The sequence below is a fragment of the Aeromonas sp. FDAARGOS 1403 genome (genome assembly GCF_019047325.1).
Classification (GTDB): domain Bacteria; phylum Pseudomonadota; class Gammaproteobacteria; order Enterobacterales; family Aeromonadaceae; genus Aeromonas; species Aeromonas dhakensis.
In genome coordinates this window covers 2443793-2465250 of the sequence record NZ_CP077249.1, presented here as the reverse complement: position 1 = coordinate 2465250, position 21458 = coordinate 2443793, and the positions used below count along the sequence as shown (strand labels likewise).

32 protein-coding genes and 1 pseudogene are annotated in these 21458 nt (G+C 53.1%); 19 read left to right on the top strand and 14 right to left on the bottom strand.

What is annotated here, in order from left to right; translation table 11 throughout:
- Positions 1–167: 167 nt before the first annotated feature.
- Genes I6L33_RS11740 through I6L33_RS11720 form a run of 6 tightly spaced genes read right to left on the bottom strand, consistent with a single transcriptional unit; the run spans position 168 to position 2775 of the window.
- Positions 168–869 carry a TIGR02642 family protein gene (locus I6L33_RS11740; protein ID WP_216972553.1) on the bottom strand — a complete coding sequence of 234 codons (702 nt, stop codon included), beginning with the start codon at positions 867–869 and terminating at the stop codon, positions 168–170.
- Complete coding sequence (locus I6L33_RS11735) at positions 866–1255, bottom strand: endonuclease domain-containing protein (RefSeq protein WP_254204922.1); 390 nt, start codon at positions 1253–1255, stop codon at positions 866–868. Before I6L33_RS11735 ends, I6L33_RS11740 begins: the two co-directional genes overlap by 4 nt.
- Positions 1256–1284: 29 nt before the next feature.
- Positions 1285–1419: a hypothetical protein gene (locus tag I6L33_RS22130; RefSeq protein WP_302054579.1), complete on the bottom strand. Its 135-nt coding sequence runs from the start codon at positions 1417–1419 to the stop codon at positions 1285–1287.
- A complete protein-coding gene (locus I6L33_RS11730; protein WP_216972551.1) occupies positions 1416–1733 on the bottom strand; it encodes a Ref family recombination enhancement nuclease in 318 nt (105 codons plus the stop codon). The genes I6L33_RS22130 and I6L33_RS11730 overlap by 4 nt, the downstream gene beginning before the upstream one ends.
- Positions 1730–2170: a recombination protein NinB gene (locus I6L33_RS11725; protein WP_216972550.1), complete on the bottom strand. Its 441-nt coding sequence runs from the start codon at positions 2168–2170 to the stop codon at positions 1730–1732. Before I6L33_RS11725 ends, I6L33_RS11730 begins: the two co-directional genes overlap by 4 nt.
- Complete coding sequence (locus I6L33_RS11720; protein WP_216972549.1) at positions 2167–2775, bottom strand: Rha family transcriptional regulator; 609 nt, start codon at positions 2773–2775, stop codon at positions 2167–2169. Before I6L33_RS11720 ends, I6L33_RS11725 begins: the two co-directional genes overlap by 4 nt.
- A gap of 338 nt (positions 2776–3113) precedes the next feature.
- On the opposite strand from I6L33_RS11720, the gene I6L33_RS11715 reads away from it, so the two are divergent.
- From I6L33_RS11715 to I6L33_RS11690, 6 genes are all read left to right on the top strand, one after another.
- On the top strand, positions 3114–3728 hold the full coding sequence (locus I6L33_RS11715; protein WP_216972548.1) for a hypothetical protein: 615 nt from the start codon (positions 3114–3116) through the stop codon (positions 3726–3728).
- Between the two features lie 384 nt (positions 3729–4112).
- The gene (locus I6L33_RS11710; protein ID WP_216972547.1) at positions 4113–4784 is read left to right on the top strand and encodes a hypothetical protein; all 672 of its coding nucleotides are present in this window, start codon (positions 4113–4115) and stop codon (positions 4782–4784) included.
- Between the two features lie 509 nt (positions 4785–5293).
- On the top strand, positions 5294–5584 hold the full coding sequence (locus tag I6L33_RS11705; RefSeq protein ID WP_216972546.1) for a hypothetical protein: 291 nt from the start codon (positions 5294–5296) through the stop codon (positions 5582–5584).
- Positions 5585–5610: 26 nt separating this feature from the next.
- A complete protein-coding gene (locus I6L33_RS11700; RefSeq protein ID WP_216972545.1) occupies positions 5611–5952 on the top strand; it encodes an HNH endonuclease in 342 nt (113 codons plus the stop codon).
- 409 nt (positions 5953–6361) lie between these two features.
- The gene (locus I6L33_RS11695) at positions 6362–7132 is read left to right on the top strand and encodes a hypothetical protein (RefSeq protein WP_216972544.1); all 771 of its coding nucleotides are present in this window, start codon (positions 6362–6364) and stop codon (positions 7130–7132) included.
- A 116-nt stretch (positions 7133–7248) separates the two neighbouring features.
- A complete protein-coding gene (locus I6L33_RS11690; protein WP_216972543.1) occupies positions 7249–8394 on the top strand; it encodes a PIN domain-containing protein in 1146 nt (381 codons plus the stop codon).
- Positions 8395–8617: 223 nt separating this feature from the next.
- Here the strand turns inward: I6L33_RS11690 and I6L33_RS11685 are convergent, their stop codons facing one another.
- From I6L33_RS11685 to I6L33_RS11660, 7 genes are all read right to left on the bottom strand, one after another.
- Positions 8618–9100, bottom strand: coding sequence for a hypothetical protein (locus tag I6L33_RS11685; RefSeq protein WP_216972542.1), 483 nt, complete (start codon positions 9098–9100; stop codon positions 8618–8620).
- Positions 9078–9338: a hypothetical protein gene (locus I6L33_RS22035; protein WP_017766139.1), complete on the bottom strand. Its 261-nt coding sequence runs from the start codon at positions 9336–9338 to the stop codon at positions 9078–9080. The genes I6L33_RS11685 and I6L33_RS22035 overlap by 23 nt, the downstream gene beginning before the upstream one ends.
- Before the next feature lie 131 nt (positions 9339–9469).
- A complete protein-coding gene (locus I6L33_RS22030) occupies positions 9470–9793 on the bottom strand; it encodes a helix-turn-helix domain-containing protein (RefSeq protein ID WP_254204921.1) in 324 nt (107 codons plus the stop codon).
- Positions 9790–10035: a hypothetical protein gene (locus tag I6L33_RS11675; RefSeq protein WP_216972541.1), complete on the bottom strand. Its 246-nt coding sequence runs from the start codon at positions 10033–10035 to the stop codon at positions 9790–9792. The genes I6L33_RS22030 and I6L33_RS11675 overlap by 4 nt, the downstream gene beginning before the upstream one ends.
- 196 nt (positions 10036–10231) lie before the next feature.
- Positions 10232–10450 (bottom strand): hypothetical protein, encoded by a 219-nt coding sequence (locus I6L33_RS11670; RefSeq protein ID WP_041218129.1) that lies wholly within the window; start codon positions 10448–10450, stop codon positions 10232–10234.
- A gap of 4 nt (positions 10451–10454) precedes the next feature.
- On the bottom strand, positions 10455–10844 hold the full coding sequence (locus I6L33_RS11665) for a hypothetical protein (protein ID WP_216972540.1): 390 nt from the start codon (positions 10842–10844) through the stop codon (positions 10455–10457).
- Positions 10845–10885: 41 nt separating this feature from the next.
- Positions 10886–11092: a Cro/CI family transcriptional regulator gene (locus tag I6L33_RS11660; protein ID WP_017766133.1), complete on the bottom strand. Its 207-nt coding sequence runs from the start codon at positions 11090–11092 to the stop codon at positions 10886–10888.
- Positions 11093–11228: 136 nt separating this feature from the next.
- Here I6L33_RS11660 and I6L33_RS11655 point away from each other — a divergent pair, with 136 nt between their 5' ends.
- From I6L33_RS11655 to I6L33_RS11645, 3 genes are all read left to right on the top strand, one after another.
- A complete protein-coding gene (locus I6L33_RS11655) occupies positions 11229–11843 on the top strand; it encodes a helix-turn-helix transcriptional regulator (protein ID WP_231586280.1) in 615 nt (204 codons plus the stop codon).
- Positions 11844–12069: 226 nt separating this feature from the next.
- Positions 12070–12249: a hypothetical protein gene (locus I6L33_RS11650; protein WP_011705891.1), complete on the top strand. Its 180-nt coding sequence runs from the start codon at positions 12070–12072 to the stop codon at positions 12247–12249.
- Positions 12250–12549: 300 nt separating this feature from the next.
- The gene (locus tag I6L33_RS11645) at positions 12550–12795 is read left to right on the top strand and encodes a hypothetical protein (RefSeq protein WP_135319756.1); all 246 of its coding nucleotides are present in this window, start codon (positions 12550–12552) and stop codon (positions 12793–12795) included.
- A gap of 309 nt (positions 12796–13104) precedes the next feature.
- Here the strand turns inward: I6L33_RS11645 and I6L33_RS11640 are convergent, their stop codons facing one another.
- Positions 13105–13458, bottom strand: a complete 354-nt coding sequence (locus I6L33_RS11640) for a hypothetical protein (protein WP_213343039.1) — start codon at positions 13456–13458, stop codon at positions 13105–13107.
- A gap of 198 nt (positions 13459–13656) precedes the next feature.
- Between I6L33_RS11640 and I6L33_RS11635 the strand changes: the two genes are divergently transcribed.
- The 10 genes and pseudogenes from I6L33_RS11635 to I6L33_RS11585 all read left to right on the top strand — a co-directional run bounded on the left by I6L33_RS11635 (position 13657) and on the right by I6L33_RS11585 (position 21415).
- Positions 13657–13932 carry a DNA-binding transcriptional regulator gene (locus tag I6L33_RS11635; RefSeq protein WP_216972539.1) on the top strand — a complete coding sequence of 92 codons (276 nt, stop codon included), beginning with the start codon at positions 13657–13659 and terminating at the stop codon, positions 13930–13932.
- A 17-nt stretch (positions 13933–13949) separates the two neighbouring features.
- The gene (locus I6L33_RS11630) at positions 13950–14141 is read left to right on the top strand and encodes a PA3496 family putative envelope integrity protein (protein ID WP_216972538.1); all 192 of its coding nucleotides are present in this window, start codon (positions 13950–13952) and stop codon (positions 14139–14141) included.
- A 2-nt stretch (positions 14142–14143) separates the two neighbouring features.
- Positions 14144–14509, top strand: a complete 366-nt coding sequence (locus tag I6L33_RS11625; RefSeq protein WP_216972537.1) for a hypothetical protein — start codon at positions 14144–14146, stop codon at positions 14507–14509.
- Positions 14506–15351, top strand: coding sequence for a PD-(D/E)XK nuclease-like domain-containing protein (locus tag I6L33_RS11620; protein ID WP_216972536.1), 846 nt, complete (start codon positions 14506–14508; stop codon positions 15349–15351). Before I6L33_RS11625 ends, I6L33_RS11620 begins: the two co-directional genes overlap by 4 nt.
- Complete coding sequence (gene bet / locus I6L33_RS11615) at positions 15348–16325, top strand: phage recombination protein Bet (RefSeq protein ID WP_216972535.1); 978 nt, start codon at positions 15348–15350, stop codon at positions 16323–16325. The genes I6L33_RS11620 and bet overlap by 4 nt, the downstream gene beginning before the upstream one ends.
- Before the next feature lie 48 nt (positions 16326–16373).
- Positions 16374–17477 carry a hypothetical protein gene (locus I6L33_RS11610; RefSeq protein ID WP_216972534.1) on the top strand — a complete coding sequence of 368 codons (1104 nt, stop codon included), beginning with the start codon at positions 16374–16376 and terminating at the stop codon, positions 17475–17477.
- A gap of 30 nt (positions 17478–17507) precedes the next feature.
- Positions 17508–18086: pseudogene (locus I6L33_RS11600) on the top strand (phage N-6-adenine-methyltransferase).
- Positions 18087–18176: 90 nt separating this feature from the next.
- Positions 18177–18614 (top strand): hypothetical protein, encoded by a 438-nt coding sequence (locus I6L33_RS11595; RefSeq protein ID WP_216972531.1) that lies wholly within the window; start codon positions 18177–18179, stop codon positions 18612–18614.
- 129 nt (positions 18615–18743) lie between these two features.
- Positions 18744–19940 carry a site-specific integrase gene (locus tag I6L33_RS11590; protein WP_254204920.1) on the top strand — a complete coding sequence of 399 codons (1197 nt, stop codon included), beginning with the start codon at positions 18744–18746 and terminating at the stop codon, positions 19938–19940.
- Between the two features lie 236 nt (positions 19941–20176).
- Positions 20177–21415, top strand: a complete 1239-nt coding sequence (locus I6L33_RS11585; RefSeq protein WP_201935464.1) for an integrase domain-containing protein — start codon at positions 20177–20179, stop codon at positions 21413–21415.
- Positions 21416–21458 lie beyond the last annotated feature (43 nt).

Below are 21458 nucleotides of genomic sequence, written 5' to 3'. Positions count from 1 at the left end.
AATGGATTCCACGACGTCAACAACATTGTTGCACTCTCAGTGCTATTCACAACCCAAAAACAACAATTAAAATGTTTTATTTCAATGCCTTATATAATCACACCCCATTCCATTTCATTCTTGCGATTCACAAAGTACACCATAGAAAGGTATAAGTGCTCCCCCTGCTAAGCCGCCCTCATTTTGCTCACCTGCCGATCCATGACCTTGGCCAGATCTGACGCTTGGTGGATCACCTCATCAACCAACCGCTCGACATGCTGACGCATCTCCTGGCCGAACCGGCGCGACACCAACTCAGCATCGGGTACTACTCGCCCGGTACCATGGCACTTCGGGCACTCATCACCGCGGCGTGGCCGCAATCCGGTTCCCCTGCAGTGCGGGCAGCGCCCTGATTGCATCATCTCGGCCACACAGTGGTCATTGGCTAGGGACAAGATCCCGTTCCGCTCATCCAGCAGGCGCTGGTACTCATGGTCATTGCCAGAACGGTGCGCACGCTTTGCCTTCTCCATCACCACGGCAGCCCGGCGGCGCTCTTTGTCATAATGCGGGTGGGACATCACCAGGCGCTCCAACTGCTCAGGCAAAGGGCGGCGCAGTAGGATAGCCATGGCCATGCCGCCGGCATCACTGCTGCCAAGAGCGGTACAGAAGTGGGCCAGCAGTCCCTGAATCGCCCCCTCATCACTGAGGTGATCGGCCATCAGGAACTGGAGCCCCAGGGGGTTGTTCTTCGCAGCAACCTGCAGGGCGCCGATAAACTCGTCCCGGCCCAGAGCATTGAACTGCCTGCCGGCGGCGGGCTCGTGGAGCGCCCCTTTCGGCGAGAATAGGCGCAGAGCCATTTCAATAGAGTTAGTCATGGTTTAGTCCTCTGGTCTGGGTCCTGGTTGAAGGCGGCGAGCAGCCAGGCGCGCAACTGGCCGGATTTGATGTGCTCGGGCGTGGCTTCGATGACAGTCCACCCGAGCAAGGCGGCCTCGTTCATCTTGGCTCGGTCTTCTACAAATCCCCTCCCCCGGGTATGCCGACCGCCGGAGTGGATCCCGCCATGGATCTCGACGGCGATCATGCGGGTGGGCCAGGCGAAGTCGAGGCGCCAGCGGCGCTTGGGGTGGAATACCAGCTCGGTTGTGGGGTCAGGGAAGCCAACCAGCTGGGCCAGCACCTTGCCGTGCAGGGCATCCGCCTGCTGCGCCTTCTTGACCTTGTTCACTACAGTCTTGGCTTTCGGGTGTTTGTCCAACATGCGAGCAGCGTCGATAGCTGATAGACGGATCACAGGCAGCCACTCCATTTTTCTAACGCGCCAATGATCACCAAATCAGTTATCACCGGCAGAACTAGGCTCCAATAGGACCAGTCCACGCCAAATTGAAATTTCATCATCCAGTAAACGATCGCAGTGATCATGCCGCCCTCCCGATGATGTTCTTGCGCAGCTCGGCCACTTCCCGGGCTACCTGCTCCAGCAGGGTCTCCTCGCTGCCGTGCTCAACCTGCCAGCTCCTGGGGGCGGCGTGGAAACCGGTGGGGTAGCAAGCTCGGTGGTGCCGGGGGCAAAGGGGCAGCACTCGAGTGTGCTCGGCGCGCTGGGCCATGCCAGACCCGGAGCGCACATGATGGATTTCAGCAGGCGCGGCGCCATACCCGGCATTCCTACATGCAACGCAGCCAAGAGAGCTCACATCGTCCAACCACTGCTTATCAGCCTTGGTCTTGCTCATGCAGCCCTCCCGTAGGCGGCTACCCAGTCGAAGCCGCGGCGGGATTCATCCCCGAACTTCACGCCCTGCTCAGCACCAAAGGCCTGGGCCAGCTCGATGAGGTCTCGCATCTCGCGCACGGTCATCTTGGAAGTGGACTTGCCCAGCACTACGAAGCCGTTGCCGTCGATATTCGGCACAACGTCCTGCTGGTACAGCGCGGCGCTGAGCACATGCTTCCAGTCTTCCTTGGCGAGTTTGCGGCCGTGCCAGACAACTTGCTCGGCGATGTCGGTGAGGCATGCCCAGAGCATTGAATTCTGGGCCAGGGAACGGGTCATCTCTTTGACTTCGATGACCAGTGGTTTGTCTTGGTCAACCGGCAGGCCAGCGACCATCTGGCAAGCACGGGACCGGATTTCAGGGCTGCGGAGGAAATATTTGGGATAGGAGCTCATGCCGCATCAGTCCCTGTCAGTTCAAGGGAAAGTTGCGCTCGAACATTGAGTTGGGCTTGCTCTAGGCCCAGCGCTCGTTTCTCTATGCGTCGCTGGGCCAGCCCTTGTCCATGGAAAGAACCTTTGGAGACAGACAGAGCCTCCCGCCTAGCAAAGTCGTGCAGGAGATGCTGCAGATCTCGATTCTCGTGGAGTTGTTCCATCATCCAGTTGAACGCTCGGATGTAGAGCAGTTTGAACTGGGCAGCCTTTTTGCCAGTAAATCCCATGACCAAGAACACCATGCCGTCTTTCGTAATCAGGTACTCGGGTCTTGGATCGCCATTTTTATCAATGAAATCAGTCAGCTCATAATTGAGCGCAGTGAATTCCTCGTCACATTCGAGCAAGCGGATAGCTCGCAGTACGTTGCGATGCTCCTTCTCAAACAGTTCAGCAATTTGACGAGAGGTAGTGAACACCTCCCCATCCTGGGCACTCACCAGCTTCTTGAACAACTTGATCTGCTCGGGAGTGTACTGAGGGGCGATAGGCTTGATGCTGCGGATACTGCCGCAGCCGCGAGGGCGTGCCGCAGATAGATCTCGGGTATGTGGTTTGGTCATGGTATGGGTCCTTTGGTTACTCAAAGCCGGGTGGTCTAGGTCCGGCATTGGCAATGGTACCCACTGTTGAGAATTTCTGTCACCAATTAGAACTAAGAAGTACTGTTTAGTAACCGGTCGCTTTTAATGAGATTTTTTGGATAATCAGAGCATCATCACATCATATACTCATTTGACTTCACTTAATGTTACTTTAAGATAGTATGCACATGGAGCACTTATCCAAATGTGATGTAAAAACTAAAACACATATATCAAACAATGAAGATACGTTGTTCAAACATGATAGTTAAACCAAACGCAACACTCAATTTGCTAAGAGAGTTAGAGAGTTAAACATGACTGAAGACATGGATAAAAAACGCACAAGCAAATATCTAGGAAAAATTGAAACAAAAGAGGAGTTATTGAACGCCCTTGATAAGGGACTCTATTACAAACAAAACCGTATCGAAGAAGTCTTCTATAGAAAATTCTCCATTCTAAGAAAAAAGGTACACAAAGTATTAGAGGAGAAAGATATAAGTGAACTGGACTACGAAGTTTATGTGAATTCTATATTGGTCGACTGTCGAGCTTTATTTTTAGAAAATGCCAGATATGAATTCAATAGCACGCTTCAAAGTACTTATAAAGCAAGGGATCTTGAACAGTATGCAAAATCCATAGATGAGTTTTTCAATCAAGAAATCTCGAAAGGAATGACATTAAAAACAGTTATTAAAGACTGGGTTGATAAGCGTGTAGTACATGTAGATTATTTAGACGCTGAAGATGAAGAAATCTTTATAGAAAATATACACTCAATTTTAGATGACGAAACCATAAATAATATCTTCATGTATATTCTTATCATTGCAAGTCAATATGAAGAAGTCAGAGAAAAATATGGTAAGAATGCTGAAGAGCAAATGGAAAGGACTCTAGCATATTTGACAAGTGATCCTGAGTAGTGCGTACATATGTTCTACAGATCTAGTTATCGCCTGACACCGGCCTCAAACCGGTGTCTCACTTTCACTGGTTACATCGCACATGTTCATCGACTAGCAGCCTAGCGGGACTGACCAAGAAGTAGGCCCACCGCAACATGGCCTACTCCCACACGGCCCCAGCTTCGGCCTTTGAATCTGTGATCCTCTCTCAAATCCCCCTTCTTTTCGCTCAACAACCAGCACCATTTGAGATACAATTCCCGCACGGTACCCAAGCTCCATGCAAGGCTTACCAATGACAAGGAATGTCATCTGCACACTCACAGTAGCAATTCGGTGGTTAGAGCAATAGTAAAGTTATTTTTTCCCTGTGAAGGGCGTCATTAAACATAGGAACGCTATATGTATCTAGAAACGGCAGCTTCAATACTTGCATCATTAGGTGGCGCTTCAGTCATAATTGCAGGCTTCGCACATTTTCTTGGCAAGATTTGGACAGATAGAATTGCAAAACAAACAACTGCAAAATACTCTCAAGAACTAGAAATCTTGAAGTCCAAGCATAACTTTTCTATTGAAGACTTCAAAAAACGAGCTGAATTAGAAATGAAAGAGAGGGAACAATTCAGTGGAATATCTATCGAGGTTTACCAGGATTTCTTTAAAAACCGAATAAAGACCTACTCGGAACTCCTTAAGATAAAGAATGAATATTTTACAGGAATGAATGAAGACTTTTTGGTAGAGCTGACAGAGGAATGGGGGCATGTATATATCACCACTTATAATAAGTTAAAAAAAATAATCATGAAAGACCAGCTGTATATATCTAATGACCTTGAGTTAAAATTCATAAAACTACGTTCGGATGTCGCTGAGTATATTAAAGAAGCCGATTTAGCTAAAGGTAATTCAATGGGAGCAGGGATGAGTGAGACGGAAGCCAACGAAGATATAACTCCAATACTAGATCAACTTGCTAAAAACACACACCATTTAATGAATGAAGCAATGCAACAAATTGAGTCTGATGTGAGAAAGCTACGCTCTAGAATTGAGATTGACCGTTTGTGATTTACATCCCAACTTGGCATAACTCTGAACAATATCAATTAGATATTAAAAATAGGACACGCCGCGCATAAACTGGCAACAGCATAATTAACTAATCTATGAGCTTTTACAGATTTAGTCTTCAGTTCCAAGGTCGAAGCCTGCTCACAAGCCTCCCGACCCCACTTTTTTTCCCGCAGGAAACTCTCCAGACAGTGCAGGCTCAGCCGCAATCATGATACTTTCCTGAGACTCAATCACGTCCTGCGGGCACTTAACGAGCAGCTCAGGAGCGGCTCTCTGCGCCGCTTCTGAGTCGGAGTATCCGTTCTTCCACCCCCTCCCACAAAATCGGTGATCCCCTCCTGATCCTGACTTACTTCTCATTGTGCTCAACAACCAGAACTATATGAGTTACTATCTCAGGCAGTTATACCATTGAAATATAATCCATTTTGACATTCTACAAATTATTATAGCGAGGCTGAATGAATTTCAGAGTGACTAAATCAAGTTACCGAGTTACGTTCATGATTGACGACGAAGGAAAACCTGCTCGATGCCTAGATGTCCCCATTGATAAGCGACTACTTGTTAAAAATAAACCACCATCAAAAGAAACGTTAATAGAAATTATGCAGCTACAATCCTTGCATGAAAATATGACAAAGGATGAATTTATAGGCCAATATATAAACGATAGGGAGCACGACATTAACATACAAACAAGAGAGTTAATCAAATGCTACCTTAGAATAAGAAACTCTCTATCATGTATTGATCTTGCGGAGGAAATTATATTGGTTGATGAAAATGAGTAACAATAGACAGCGTAAAATGCTTGCACTTGATCTCATCCGTAGGTTCTAGAGTAACCGGTGTAACCAACAAGGCTTTGCTGATTGCCAGCCACATCAAACCCTGGAGTGAGAGTGATAACGCCGAGCGCCTGGATGGGAACAACGGCCTGCTACTCTCCCCTCACATCGACAAGCTGTTCGACCGAGGCTGGATTACCTTCACTGACACCGGCGACCTGCTGTGTGCCGAGCCCAGCATCGAGCAAACACTGCTGCAGTGGGGAGTTGAGCTGCCCCTGAACGTCGACCCCTTTGAACCCAGTCAAGCCCGATACCTTGCCTATCACCGAGACGTTATTTTCCGAGCCAACCCCGTCGTCTGTGTCTGATTCTTCCCATCTTGAGCGGGTGCTTCTCTCCCGCTCTACCCTCCCCCGAAGCCTCCCTGCAAATCTGTGATCCCCTCCTGATTCGTTACTCATTCAGTTCCACACAAGGAACCATATGAGATACTATTCAAATAAGGTACCAAGCTCCATGCAAGGCTTACCTATGACAAGGAACTGTCATCAGATCACCGATCAAAAGCAGCAATCTGGGGGCTGTAACCTAGGGGCGGTAGCTAATGCGTTTGCCGACCTAAAACATGTTCGGATATCTATTTGGCCCACATATACAGGATCTTTTTTCGTGGTAGTTATCAGGACGGAGCGGAGTTAGATGGAAGGCGGTACTAACGTGTTAGTACCGCCTTCCATCTAATCACTGCTATGACCCAATTCAATTAAAGGTGAAATTTTGACTTATATCTCAAATTGTAAACTATGTGGTGACACAAACGTTGAGCTATTAGGCTCTCATATTATTCCAGAGTTTTTATATAAAAATGTATATACAAGCAAGCATAAGTTCATGCCAATTGCAGCAAATGAAATTGGTGGTAAAGTTCACCAAAAAGGCTTCCGAGAGAATTTGCTATGCCAAAAGTGTGAAACAAAGCTATCATTGTGGGAACGAGAGTTAAGCCTGTTTATGCGCTTTTTGTCTGTCGAAGAAAGTAAAGTTATGTCATTAACTTATTATGGGGATAATGCTCTAGTTAATGGTGTTAATTATGATCTAGTAAAAAAGGCGTTAATGTCTATTTTATGGCGTATGAGTATTTCAAAGCTACCATTCTTTTCTGATTACAATCTTGAATCTTATGAAGATAAAATTCGCGATTGGTTAGATCAAGATTTATCCTTCAGCGTTCAGGATTTTCCTATTTTGGTTTCTAAAGGTTATATTTCAGGAAAGTTTCAAACTGGACTGCTGATGCCATTTTCACAAGGTTATTATGGTAATAGCATTAAAATGGAATCAGTAGTTCTCGATGGTGTTATTTTTGATTTTCTATTGACTAATGGAAATGATATTCCAAGTGCAGTTGAACTATTTTGCTTGCATCCTGAAGGTAAAGTGATCATTAGAAATAAGGACTATTCTGAGTATGGTATTGATTTGAGTTCATTTTATAGCCGAGTAAAAAATAAAGATGTATTAGATTTCTTCTCAAAGCATGATTAGCACTTAAAAACATAACAAATTGTTCAAGGTGGCATGTTACAGGTTTTGTGTTGCACTGTTCACTACTTAACACGGTGTTATAATTTTTTATTTGCACGAAGGTAAGACAATTCAAAATGACTAATGAGTTTAATAAAAAAGAGATATATCCTTCACCAAGAAAATCTTTCAGCTTCAATTTGGAGCCTATTTCCGACATAAAAGATGAGGCTTTGATAATCCTTGATGCAAACGTGCTATTGCTACCATTTACAACAGATGTGAAAAATGTCGAAGCAATCAAAGATTTATATCAAGCATTAGTTGTAACTGATCAAATATTTTTGCCTGCGCAGGCTGTAAGAGAGTATTTAGATAACAGAGCCAAAAAGTTAGCAGACATCAATGAGTCATTGCAGAAAAAATCTAATCAAAGCTTTTGTTTTGTGGGTGCTCATCCTTTGCTAAGTAGCTTAGAACAGTATCAGGAAGTCTTAGCTTTAGAAGCAGGATTAAAAGATGCAATACAGGCATACCAAAAGCAAATACGTGAAACCTTGAGCGCCGTTCAAGCGTGGGGTTGGAATGATCCTGTAAGTAAAATGTACCATGAGGTGTTATCAGACCGAGTTCTTAATGATGATGAACTAAACCTCGAGGAAATATCCCAAGATCTTGCTAGACGAAATAAGCTAAAACTACCACCGGGATATAAAGATGGTGGTAAAGAACAAAATCAAGCTGGCGATCTTTTGATATGGCATGAGCTATTGAATTTGGCTATAGCGAGAAATAAACATGTGATTTTTGTATCAGGTGATGAAAAAGCAGATTGGTGGCATCAAAGTGGCAGGGCTGCTCTCTATCCAAGGTTCGAGCTTGTTGACGAGTTTAGAGAAAAAACTGATGGCCGTTCATTTCATATTCTTAGCCTTTCTAAGTTGCTTAAACTATTTGAGACCGATGATGAAGTTGTTGAGTCAATAAAAACTTCAGAGTCAGAACTTCAGTTGGTGCTGGAAAGTATAGGGACTGAAAGTGAAATACCTCAGCCAAATAATACTCGGCTTTATGAAGAATATCGTCATCATTTAAAAACCCCTGAGAACCATGAGTTGTTAGTCACTAATCATGTGTGGAAAGTGAAGGGCGGATATGACACAGATTCTTATGATGTAACTGAATTACGCGAAGATAAAAGTATTGTTGCAAAATATAAGCTTTACGACAGCACGAAGACATCACCACCATTTGGTCGAGAGATTTACGCAGAAAAATTATAGCTAAGCGTTTAAGAGTGATTCGCAACACGTGGTATTTTTCCATGTATTGATTTAAGTGATAAAGATGGTCTGATGCGTATACAGCTCTAGTTATCACCTGACACCGGCCTCAGGCCGGTGTATCCCTCCCCCTCCTGAACAGCGCCTTGAGGCTTGCAACCCCACGTTGCCCCGCCTCCAGGTAGAACTCAGGGCTGTGCTGCTTCGTACCAGGCCCCTCAAGTTACGCCCCCATCACACTCACACCTTGCCGGGCTTTCTCAGCCAACACCTTTTGCAGCTCGGCTGCAACCGCCTCTGCCGGCACACTGCGATTCCGTAGGTAAACTCTCACCTCAGCCTCCATCTCACACACTCGCAGGGACACCTGGCGGCCAACTGACGCGGCGCGGGGAACTGGATTATTCCGCAAGATCGCAGCCCGCACCTCCGCTGGCCGTGGCGCAAACTGCCGCTCGACATCCTCCCCAAGCTGCAGCACCGCCTCGCGGATCTGCTGTGCATTGAACCCCCTGAGCATGCTTCCCCAGGCCAGCGCCACGCCGCGGGCATTGCTGTCCAGCTGGTTGGCACTGGCAGGCCAAAGTCCGGCCATCAGCGGCAGCAGCTCTTCGGCCAGGAACACCGACATGCGGGCGCTGACCTGCAGTACATCCCCTGATGCGCTCAGGGCCGTCGCCTCGTCATAGCGGAGTGCTGTCGTCATAGTTCCCCCTCCCCGATTCCCTGAGTGCCTTAGCGGCCTGCTGCGCCGCCTGTAGGTTTTCCAGCGGCTTGCGCTGTGCTGTGGTCCGAAACGAGCTGGCAGCACGGCGAATCCAGTTACGCCAGGTCTTCTCCCAGTCCAGCTTGACGGCCTTGGCGCCGGGCAGCGCCTGCCAGTAATCCGCGAACGTGGCCGCCTCCAGCAGGATCCGCTCTCTGGGGAGTCCAGTCTCCTGCATAGCCCACCTCCCCCACTCGCCTGGAAGCACCCATTCGTTCGGCAAGCGTGTACCTCGTCGTGGCGGCCCACTGTCTGGGCGTTTTTTCCCCTGGGGGGATACAGGGGGGATCTTTGGATCAATGACTGGTTCTAAAGAGTTACTGATTCTATGTGCATCTCCTGCACCTCTGGATGTGCAGCTCCTGCACCATCCAATGTCAGCACATAGACGTTCGATCTCTTCCCTTGAGGTCCTACCCGAGATTCCTTAGTCAGGAGCCCCGAGTCACATAGCGCATCGATATGATTAATCACTGAGCGCCGAGAGATCTCACACTGATCTGCAATGTGTTGGTATGACGGCCAGCATTCGCCGGTATCGCTGGCGTTGTCCGCCAGCTTGATCAGCACCAACTTCCGAAGTGGATTACCCACCTTGATACTCATGGCCTTTGCCATCAGTAGCATGCTCATGCCGGCACCTTCCCTTTCTTCTTACCTTCTCTCGCCTGCTGGCGCTGTTTCTTCTGGACCAGCTTGGCCATGCGCTTGGCGACCCGCAGACACTCCGAGAACACGGCCCCCTTACGGAAACCCGATGTTTTCTCGTAGTGGCTCACTGCCTCTTTGCAGGCCAGGTGTGTAGCTTCGTCAGAATATCCGTCGGCAAGCAGGAGCTGGCGCACATGGCGATCGATAAACTCTTTAGGATGCATGGCCCACCTCCTGCTCGGTGTAGGCGCAGGCCTGGCACTCAAATGCGTGGTCATCGGTACCGGATCGCAGTTCACTGCCGCATCGCGGGCAGTGGTCGAGATCATGAGGCAGTGGGTGGCCCCCATGGGCCATGGTTGAATTGGTCATTGGATGGGTCCTGGTATGAAGCCCGGTGGTTAAGCGGGCCTGAATAAATTAGGCGCTAGGCTGCTTCTCGGCGCGTTCAAGGGTGCGTGCCTCAAGCTCACGAGCCAGGCGGACAGCTTGGCGGTCGGTGCCCGCGGCGTGGGCAGTCGAAATCAGCGGCTCATCGAGGGCCAGGGCCAGCTCATGCATGACCGATTTCAGGATGATGTTGTCCCGATCGCTGACATGCTGGGATGCCGGGCGCGGCGGGCGAAGTTGCGTGGTCATGTGGTTACCTCCCGAGGACGAAGTTGATGAGTTTTTGCAGGGGGCGCAGCGGGCGCTCCTCGTTGTAGGCGGACTCGTCTTCCGGACTGAACTGGAGCAAGCCGCGCTCGGGAAGGCCAGAGCCGTCCAGGATCTCCTCGACGGTCACAGGCGGATATCCCTGTTCAAGCAGGCTCCGATTGGCCCGTTTTACGGCCCTCGTCAGGATTTGCGGCTCATGTTGAGATATGGCCTTGAGAAGGATCAGCAAAGAGGTGCGGGCAAATGCGGTTTCGGTCATGCGCAGTTCTGCTCCCACTTCCTGCCACACCTGGCGCTGGCCCGGGGTGCCACGCACCTTCAGCGGTGACAGCGTGTCGAGTTTTTCATGATCGGGGAGCGATATTCTTCCCATGGAGTTGGTCCTCTGTGTTGGGTGGGAAAGCGGGCCGGTGGTTAGGCGGCCTGCTTAGAGTCCTGTTGAACAGGACGGTAATCTTCCAAACCGAAATCCAGCTTTCCTCCGGACTTGAAGTGGATGCGGGTTGCAAACTGCTCCGGAATGACTTCAGGCCATTCAGACACGGTGCTTTTGCCTGCCCCCAGCGCCCGGGCAAGAGCGTTATTGCCGCCAAAGAAATTGATGGCGTCCTGTTTTTTCATTGGTCAGGGTCCTTTGTTGCTCCCTTATAGTGGAGGCGCCATTTTGGTTCGGTTTTGCGAACATGTCAATCATCGACATTCCGGACATGCAATAGGTGAAAATACATCTGTGTTTTAATTAGCGAACGGGAACGACATGACCTCTTTTAGAGATCGACTGGAATACATGATGAAGGAGCGTGGCTACAAGCAGGCTGACCTAGTGCGCAAGTCAGGGATCAGCAAGGCCGTGATCTCCGTCCTGCTGTCGGACCCGTTAAAAGATTTGCGAGTGAGTAGCCTTCTCTCTATTGCCAAAGCCCTTGGCTGTGACCCGCTCTGGCTCTACACCGGCAAGGAAAGTGGTACCTATGTGACCGACACCAACCTCGGGAAAGTACCTGTATGGGAGATGTCAGAACTGGGGAAGCATCCGTCTGATGCGCTCTCAACCCTGGATAGCGGACGCCATATATTTAGCGAGTTAGACGGGCAGCTCATTGGTGTGGTTGCCAACGATGACAATCTTGCTGGCTCCGGCATCAAGACTGGTGATATCTGCGTGATTGACTTGGCAGACAGAGCCCCCAGTCATGAAGACATACTTTTAGTCCAGTTAGGTGACAACAAGCAGCATAGGCTTCTCAAAGCCCTTGATGGCCTATCAGGCATCAGCCTTGTAACAGATGATCAGCGTCTTGGCACTGTGCCAATCAAAGATGCAATTGTTTATGGGCGGATGGTAGAACTACGCCGTGACGTAAAGGAGTAGCCCACCCCATCCCCATCAAGCCCGCTTCACGCGGGCTTTTTTGTGCCTGTCATTTAGGGGGCGACGGCACCGCCTCCAAAAAAAGTTCGTTTTAGCGAACATTTTTCATTGACGTTAATGTTCTTCAATATTAACCTTCGCCTTGTTCGGTAAAACAATCGAATCGCTCATAGATAGAGCGCAAAACCAAACCAAACCAAACCAAACCAAACCAGAGGACCAACTCATGAAAGTGAATGACCAAGTGCAGTACACCAACCCCCGTACTCGCGTCTCCGTACCGGCGGTGATCACCGACATCACCGACCTCGGCAAACGCCGCGGAGGTGGCCTCTTCTACACCGTCAAGACCGAGGCGGGTAAGGAACACCGGGCACGTGCAGCAAGCCTGCAAGCGGCAGCGTAACGAGTTGCTCCCGTCGAGCGCGGGAGCACACTCAACCGCATGAGCATTGGCTCAGTGTTCAACCGGTTGAGAAGCATCATCGACAACCAGCAACAGGACCCAGCCCCTAACCAGGGCATAAGAAAAGCGCCTGACCAGCGCGTAAGAACGACAAAGCCCGCACAAGGCGGGCTTCGAAGGACTGGGGGACCACCCCAATCAGATGTCACCAGGGGACCAACCCCAGCAACAGGACCCATCCAGCCAAAAGCTAGGAAGGGAGTTAACGAGGACCAACTCGTCAACAGGAGCAAATGTACCATGACCAAGCACATTTTTTCCAGGGCCGCAAAACGTGCCGACCAGGTGGTGGCAGCCATCACTGACCGCCTGAATGGCAACGCCGCTCGCCGCCGCAACATCAAGCAACGTCTGCACTTGGCCATGATGGCCGCCGAGCAACACCACATCGTTGCCGCACGCGCCGCCCAGAAGCGCACCGCCGGCATCACCAAGCACGGCGCCCTCCTCCACTGGCGCGCCGAGTTCCACCGCAACGCCGTCTGACCCGGGTCTGGCGCTTCCCTTATAGCGCCGTAGCCAAAGCCTCTTTCTCAAGCACCACAAGGATGCTTTGGCTTCGCTCACGCCAAATTCGGCTGAGCTCGCTCTTTAACAACCAGGACAGGGCTGTCACCGCACACAATCTGCTGGCCCGCCAGATCCCCGCTAACCCGTTCAATCCGGAATGTGGGGCAGGAAGGTGACAAGGTGCCTCCTGAACGACTCAGGGGACATCCCAGAGCATTCCCTGGAGTACTCTGGGATGTCAGAAAGAAGAAGCGCCCGCAAAAGCAGGCGCATCGTGACAACACGTTAATCGACATATTCGCAGTTACAGCTGCTGTAGTCCAAATTCTTGCCCGTGTACACGTGGCATGACTTCTCATGCACATTGTCCTTATAGAGCCGCACCGTCAGGTGGGTTTTGTTATCCGTCGCTGTTTCATGAGGACCAGCTACAACCATAGCCCCCGACCTGGCTCCAGCCATGTTGCTATAAGCCGCGACTGCTTTGCACTGCATGACCACGTTGGTAGCAGCCCTTTTACTCATTGGCTTTGTGGATGGCGCATCCCAATTCGGAGAGAAATCGAGATAAGCAGCCAACGCACTTTGAGAAAACACCAACAGCATGGCTGTAATCGCTACAGAGATAATTGTTTTCATCCTTAAAGACCTCATTGATTGCTGCGGTGAAATACCGCACGAGAAACCTAGCTGGAATAAGCAACCAACTCAGCTGACACAAATATCAGTAGATAAACCTCCTCTTTGATACTAGCGAAAGCAAACGAGGGATAAACAAGCCCCAGTTCGCTCCTTTCGCACGCCTGCATTGCTCACAACCACCACAGGACCCAGACCATGAAAAAGCGTACCGACCAAAGCAACCTTACCATCCCCCCTCTCAATGACGCATGCCGCAAGCGTCTGCGCCAGTTGCGTGAACACCTTGGCCTGAGCCGGCCGAAGTTCGCCGACATGCTGGGCATCCCGCCCACCACGCTCAAGAACTACGAGCTGAACTACCGGGAAATCAGCGGCGGTACCCTGCTGTTGATCGCGCAGCACCCCGAGCTCTCAGCCCACTTCACCTGGCTGACGACCGGGCAGGGCGAACCATTGGCCATGGCAGCCTGAGAGTAGAGGAACTCTTCATGAAGCAACTGACCGAAGCCCAGGTGATGGGCTTTCGCGGCTCAATGCCGCCCCGCACTGAGCACCACTACAGCGTGAACGTCGAGCCCGGTACCGAAGAACGCCAGGTTGCCCATAAACGCACTGCCACCCGCCGCGCTATCGAGGAATACCACGAGGAGCGAGCCCTGCGACTGGAAATGGAGATGTAGTCATGACCAACGAAACAGCTCTTCTCGCCCTGTTGGAGAGCCAGGAGGCCGAGGTCAACGCCAAGGCTGAGTGGATCGCCGAGTGGAGCGAAGAGAACCTGCCACTTCTGCTGGCCGGCCAGCTCGAGACCGACGCCGCCACCTTGCTCGCCGAGGTGAATGCCGAACGAGCGACCCAACTCAACCAGGCCATCTACCTGCTGATGGTTTCCGGCGACAAGGTGCCGCTCACCCTGCAAATACAGCAAGTACTGAACGCCGGGCTGCATTCACTCGCCCAAGAGGCCTGGAGTAACCACCTTGCCGCCCTGCACGACGCAATGAGCGCCGAGCAGTGGGAGAATTACCAGCAAAGGAGCGCAGCATGAATGCCATCGCCGACACCTCCGCCGTGCACCCACTGGGTCGGGTATTTGGCCTCTCCAACGAGGAGTACCACGCAGGCCCCGGGGTCAGCAAAAGCCAGCTCGATCAGATTGCCGAAAGCCCGGCTACCTATATCTGGGCCAAGAACGCCCCACTCGACCAGGAGAAACTCAAGGCCTTCGACATGGGTAGCGCCATTCACTGCCTACTGCTCGAACCGGACGAGTTCGAAAGCCGCTTCATCATCGCCCCACCGTTCAACCGCCGCACCAACGCTGGCAAGGCTGAAGAGGCCGAGTTCCTGGCAGGCTGCGCAGAGCTGGGCAAGACGGTCATGGATGCCGAAGAAGGCCGCAAGCTCTACTTGATGCGTGACAGCGTGATGGCCCACCCGGACGCCCGCTGGCTGCTGGAGCAGGAAGGGCACAGCGAAGCCTCCTTCTACTGGATTGACCCCCAGACCCAGGAGCTATGCCGGATCCGCCCCGACCGCCACCTGAGCAATCACCCCATCATGATCGACGTGAAGTCGGTGGACGATATGGGGCGCTTCGAGCGCCATGTCGAGGACTTCCGCTACCACGTGCAGGATGCCATGTACTCCGAAGGCTTCCACCGGGTGATGGGCGAGGAGCCGGAATTCGTCTTTCTGGCTGTCAGCACCAGCGTGAACTGTGGCCGCTACCCGGTGCGGGTGCGCCCCCTGACGGATGACTGGAAAGATGCGGGCAAGGACCTGTTCCGCCGCGACCTCCATCGCTTCCACGACTGCCGGGTCAACAACGACTGGCACGACTTCAAACCCCTCCAGCGCCCAGCCTGGGCGACAAGGAAAGCAGCATGAGCAACATCACCAGTATCAAGCAGCAGGCGGCCGATAACTTCGCCGCCCAGTTCCCCATTCTCGTCCAGCGAGGCATCGACGAGCCGACCTGGAACGCCCTGTGCAACACCATTTACCCGGGAGCCAACCCCGATTCGGTGGTCATGGCTATCGACTACTGCAAGGCCCGCGGCCTGGATATTCTGCTCAAGCCAGTCCACCTCGTCCCCATGCAGGTAACCGATGCCCGCAGCAAGGAGAAGGTCTGGCGGGACGTGCCGATGCCCGGGATCGGCATGTACCGGATCCAGGCCGATCGCTCCGGCAACTACGCGGGGGCCGATGAACCCGTGTTCGGGCCGGATGTCACCGAGGAGTTTCAAGACCCCTACAACCAGAGCGCCAAGATCAAAGTCACCTACCCCCAGTGGTGCAAGTACACCGTCTACAAGATGGTCAACGGCCAGCGCGTTGCCTTCCACGCCCTGGAACGCTGGAAGGAGAACTACGCCACCCAGAGCAGCAAGACCGAGTGCCCCAACGCGATGTGGCGTAAGCGGCCCTATGCCCAGCTCGCCAAGTGCACCGAGGCGCAGGCGCTGCGCAAGGCCTGGCCGGAGATCGGTAGCGAGCCCACCGCCGAGGAGATGGAAGGGAAGGAGATTATCATCAACGAGATCCCCGGCAGCCAACCGCAACAGGGGGTACCCGCAAAGAGTCGCGCCCTGGATGCCATCCGCGGCCAGATCACCGAACCGGTCACCCTGGAGCACGAGCAGATGGCCGAACCCGCCCAGGCGGACCACGCCAATGCCTACGCCGACCACTGTGCTGCCATCGAGGGGTCCTGTGATACCGCTGAGTGGCAACAGGCCTACACCACCGCCTGGACCTGGGCCAACGAAACCGGCGACCAGAACATCATCGCAGGTATCAAGCAGATCGCCGGCGAGCGCAAGAAGCAACTCAGTGCCGGGCACCGCGCCCAGCAATAACCAACAAAGCCCGCTCACTGCGGGCCTTTTCGTACCCAAGGACCCGCCATGACCGAACAAGCCACTGTCGAAAAAACCAAAGCAGACAACCCCCAAGCCCAACTGGTTGTCATCGAACCCACCACCGCCGTCGCCCTGTTCACCGAGGGCCAGGGCGTGGCTGAACTTCTGGCCGATATTCGCCAGAAGGCAACCAGCCTGGTACCCGACATCACCACCGCCAAGGGCCGCAAGGAGATCGCCAGCATCGCCCACGCTGTCGCCCGCACCAAGACCTACCTGGACGGGCTCGGCAAAGAGCAAACGGACAAGTTCAAGGAGATCCCCAAGCGCATCGACGCCAATCGCAAGCAGATCCGCGACACCCTGGACACCTTGAAAGACGAGGTGCGCGCCCCGCTCACCCAGTACGAAGCGGCAGAGGAAGCCCGGGTGGCAGCACTGCAATCCCGACTGGCCCGCCTCAACGAACTGGGATCCTCTGCCAGCATCGAGATCGCCGCCGCCGACCTGCAGGTCATGCTGAATGAGGTCGAGCAGAACGCCCTGGACGACACCTGGCAAGAGCTGCTGCCACAGGCGACCGTCTCCAAGGCGCTCGCAGCCAAGCGCCTCGGCGAGGCCCTGGCTGCCCGCCAGAAGTACGAAGCAGAGCAGGCCGAGCTGGAGCAACTGCGCCAAAAGCAGGCAGAACAGGATCGCATCGACCGCGAGCGCCTGATAGCCGAGCAGGCGGCGGAGCAAGCTCGCCGGGAGGAAGAGAATCGCCAGCGCCTGGAGCGTGAAGCCGCCCAGCACCGCGAGCAGGAGGCCCAGCGCCAAGCCCTGGTGGCACAGCAGGCTGCAGAGCAGGCCCGGCGTGATTCCGAGGCCTCTGAGATGGCCCGCCAGCAGGCCGAAGCCAACGCTGCTCGCCAGGCGGAAGAGGCCGCCGCTCGCGCTGCTGAGCAAGAGCGTCAGCGCATCGAGCAGGAGCAGGCTCGAAAGCAGCAGGAAGACGAACGTCGTGCCGCCGATATGGAACACCGTCGCACAATCGACAACGCCATCCTGATGGACCTAATGGGTCTGGGGATTGAGGAAGATAGAGCCATCAACCTAATCAAACACATCGCCAGCAACAAGATCGAACATCTGACCATAAATTACTGACATAAAAGTTAAAATAGGAGAAGTGCCAACATGGCTGACTACCGCGGCTCCACCACACAAACCAACACTCGGGACATGACCCAAACTCCCCTCTGGTTGTTCCGGGCACTGGATCGGGAGTTCAACTTCATCCTCGATGCCGCCGCGCTACCGGAAACGGCTTTGTGCAAGAAGTACCTGACGCCGGACATTAACGCTCTGGATGTGGATTAGAGCGACTTCATCAGCCCGTCAGTGCGGGCACCCTGGGCCTGGCTAAATCCGCCCGACTCCAACATTGGCCCCTGGGCGGAGAAGGCCATTGAGCACCAGGTTAAAGGCATTGGCACCGTTATGCTGGTCCCCCAGGACACCAGCACAGAATGGTACCCCGGCGAGCGGGCCAGCGAAGTGCGACACATCACTGGATACCACGATGCCAATGGCAAATGGCGCGACGGTCGAGTGAGCTTCATCAACAAGGCCACCGGCGAGGAGATGAAGGGAAATCCCAAGGGATCCATGCTCCTCATCTTCGCCCCAGGCTGGCTCGGCAACTGCCGGATCCGCGATGTCAGCAAGATAACGTTGCTGCTGGCGGGTACAGAACCCATCAGCGCGGCCGCCTGATACCCCAGCCATGATTTTGGGTGACAAGTAATCACGGCCCTTCCTTCAACTCAACCAGCGCCCCATCCTCTAGGACAGGAGGGCCACGCCATGCAACAACTTCAACTGACCATCGACCAGGACAGCCAGCTACTCAATGACCTAGTCAGCACCGTGCGCTCCCCCACCCTTTCCCGTTCGGCCAAGCTCGCCGAGATCGGCCGCATCCTGGCCTACTTCGATCTACCTATCGAAGCGCCACGGGTAACCGGCCAGCTCTGGAGCGCCACCGAGCTAGGCAAGGAGCTGGGGGTCAGTGCCCAGGCCATTGGCCGGCTGGCCAACCAGCACCAACTCAAACGCCCGGCGTTCGGGGAGTACCGCCTTGACCAAGCGGTCAGCAGCAGGAAGCAAGTCGAATGCTTCCTCTACAACCGAGCCGGCCGGGATGAAATCACCAGACTGACGAGGACCAACCACCATGGGAACAGCAGCAGATCCGGCTCAAAGCCAAATTCAGGGTCAGCTCATCATAATGAGAATGCCTGACGCCATCCCGCTCAGCACCTACCTGAGCACAATAGAACTCACCGATCGGGACACTATTAATAAGCGGATCCAACGTGGCATCTGGCAGCTTGGGGTGCATATCGTCAACGTGGATGGAGTAAAGGAACGTTGGGTGAACATCGCGGAGGTAACAAAGTGGGCAATGAGAAACAGCTCCCACGCGGCGTGACGGTCCGCGGTGATACGATCAATATCACATTCACCTTCAAAGGGGTTCGTTGCCGCGAACCCCTCTCCAACCTGCCGAACACCACCGCCAACGTGCGCTACGCTTCCCGCCTGCTCGGGGAGATCCAGGGCAAGATAGAGCGGGGTCAATTCGCCTACGCTGACTACTTCCCGAAGTCCAAGAAACTGCGGATCTTCGGTGGCGCCTCGATCGCCGCCAAAGTGGCCGACTATCTTGATGAGTACATCCGCCGATGTGAAGTTCGAGGACTCAGCCCGTCAACTATGGTCGGGTACCGCAAGTGCTACACGGCTCTGGCGGATCTGCACCAGGTGACAGTCTCCGAACTCACCCCTGCTCTGGTGAAGAACTGGCTGATCAGAAGCAGCACCTCTGCCAAGACAGCACGCAACAGACTGTCGTTCCTACGCATCGCCATCGATGAAGCGGTAACAGATGGACTGCTGCAATCAAACCCGGTGTCCCTGGTCACCGTCTCGCGATATTTGGACGTAGATTCAGCTTCTGAGCGGGTAGTTAGGGATGTAGACCCGTTCACCCCAGCAGAGGTGGAGGCGATCTTGACCACCGCCAGAAACATCAACGAGCAGTGGGCAAGCCTATTCGCCTTTGCTTTTGCCACTGGCATGCGGCCATCAGAGATCTGTGCCCTGCGCTGGTCATCGATAGACTGGATCGGCAACACGGTCGCAGTTTCCAGTGCTACGGTTGTCGGCATCACCAAAAGCACCAAGACAAGAGCAGGCACACGCATAATCGAGCTGAGCAAGGAGGCGATTGCCGCGCTGAACAGCCAGAAGCGCTTCACTTTCATGCGTTCAGAGCTCGTTTTTGAAGACCCCAAGCTGGGCAAGCCATGGCCCGGTGCTGAGCCGATCAGGAAAAAAGCATGGCTCTACACACTCCGGCGATCCGGCGTCCGCTATCGCCACCTCTACCAGACTAGGCACACATACGCGACGGCCAACATCAGCCGCGGATGCAACCTGTTTTGGCTCGCCGGCCAGATGGGTCACAAGGGCCCAGAAATGCTTTTTAGGCACTATGGATCCTACCTTTCCGAGTACGACGGCCAGACAGCAAAAGCGCCAATCCCGATCCAAATTCCGAAGTGAAATAAAAAAATCCTTATAGTTCAATTGGTAAAGCTGCTTTGGACGGGGGTTCAAATCCCCCCAGCTCCACCAAATACCGGTCCAACAGTGACCAACGAAGTCCAAGAAACCCGCATAGCATAAGGCTTTGCGGGTTTTTTGTTGTCTTACGCTGTCCAATGGGGTGCGTTGCCATCCAGCCCTTTTAGGCATATCGTTAGGCATATCGTTTTGTATGCCTTCCGGAGCGTATGCCTATGCCTCGTATCACCCGTCCCTTATCCCCAACCGAGATCAAAGCAGCCAAGCCCAAAGAGAAGGAATACACCCTCTGCGACGGGGCTGGTCTGGAGCTCGTCATCAAGCCCAATGGCTCCAAGTTGTGGCGCCTGCGTTACTACCGCCCCCTAACTAAACAGAGAAACATGATCAGCTTTGGCTCCTGGCCGGAGATGTCGTTGGCTGAAGCGAGAGAGAAACGCTCCGAAGCCAAAACGTTGCTGCAACAAAACATCGATCCCCAACACCATCGTGATGAGCAGGCATCCGCTGCGTTATCACAGAGCGAGCACACCTTTGAAGCCGTCGCCAAGCGCTGGTTTGATGTTAAGCGCCCTTCCGTCACCCCGGCATATGCCGAGGATCTCTGGCGTTCGCTCGAAATGTATCTGTTTCCGGAGATCGGTACTGTGCCCGTGATGGAGATAAAGGCGCAGCGGACAATCAAGATCATCGAGCCCATCGCCGCCGCAGGAAAACTTGAAACCGTGCGTCGCCTCACCCAGCGGGTGAACGAGATCATGACCTTTGCCGTTAACTCCGGCCTGATCGATGCCAACCCTTGCTCGGGGATCAGCAAGGTGTTTCAGCGGCCAGCCAAGCAACACATGCCCAGCATTAACCCCAACCAGCTACCAGAACTGATGAACCGGCTTTCCAAAGCAAGCATCAATTTGCAGACCCGCTGTCTCATCGAATGGAGCCTGCATACCTTGGCTCGCCCCAGCGAAGCAGCCGGAGCCCGGTGGGCAGAGATCGATATGGAAAAGAAACTCTGGCGGATTCCACCAGAGAGGATGAAGAAGCGCAGAGGTCATGACGTACCCTTGACGCCACAGACACTTGCCTATCTGGACCTCATGCGACCGATCAGCGGCCATCGTGAGTTCATCTTCCCTAGTATCCGTAACCCCAAAACGCACACCAACGAGCAAACGGCTAATGCAGCCTTGAAACGAATGGGATATGAAGGGACCTTGGTCGCTCACGGCCTGCGAGCCTTGGGCAGCACGACCCTTAACGAGAGAGGATTTGATCGAGACGTTATAGAATCTGCCTTAGCGCACTCTGACAAAGACGAAGTGCGTAGTGCATACAACCGCACTGATTATCTGGACCGCCGCCGGGAAATGATGGTCTGGTGGTCAGAGCATATTGATGCAGCAGCGAAAGCGGGCTCTGCACTGACTTGGCTGCCGTCCACAAAAGCAGGATAACTGTCAGATAAAGTCTGAACTTGTACAAGTAAAACACCGGTTT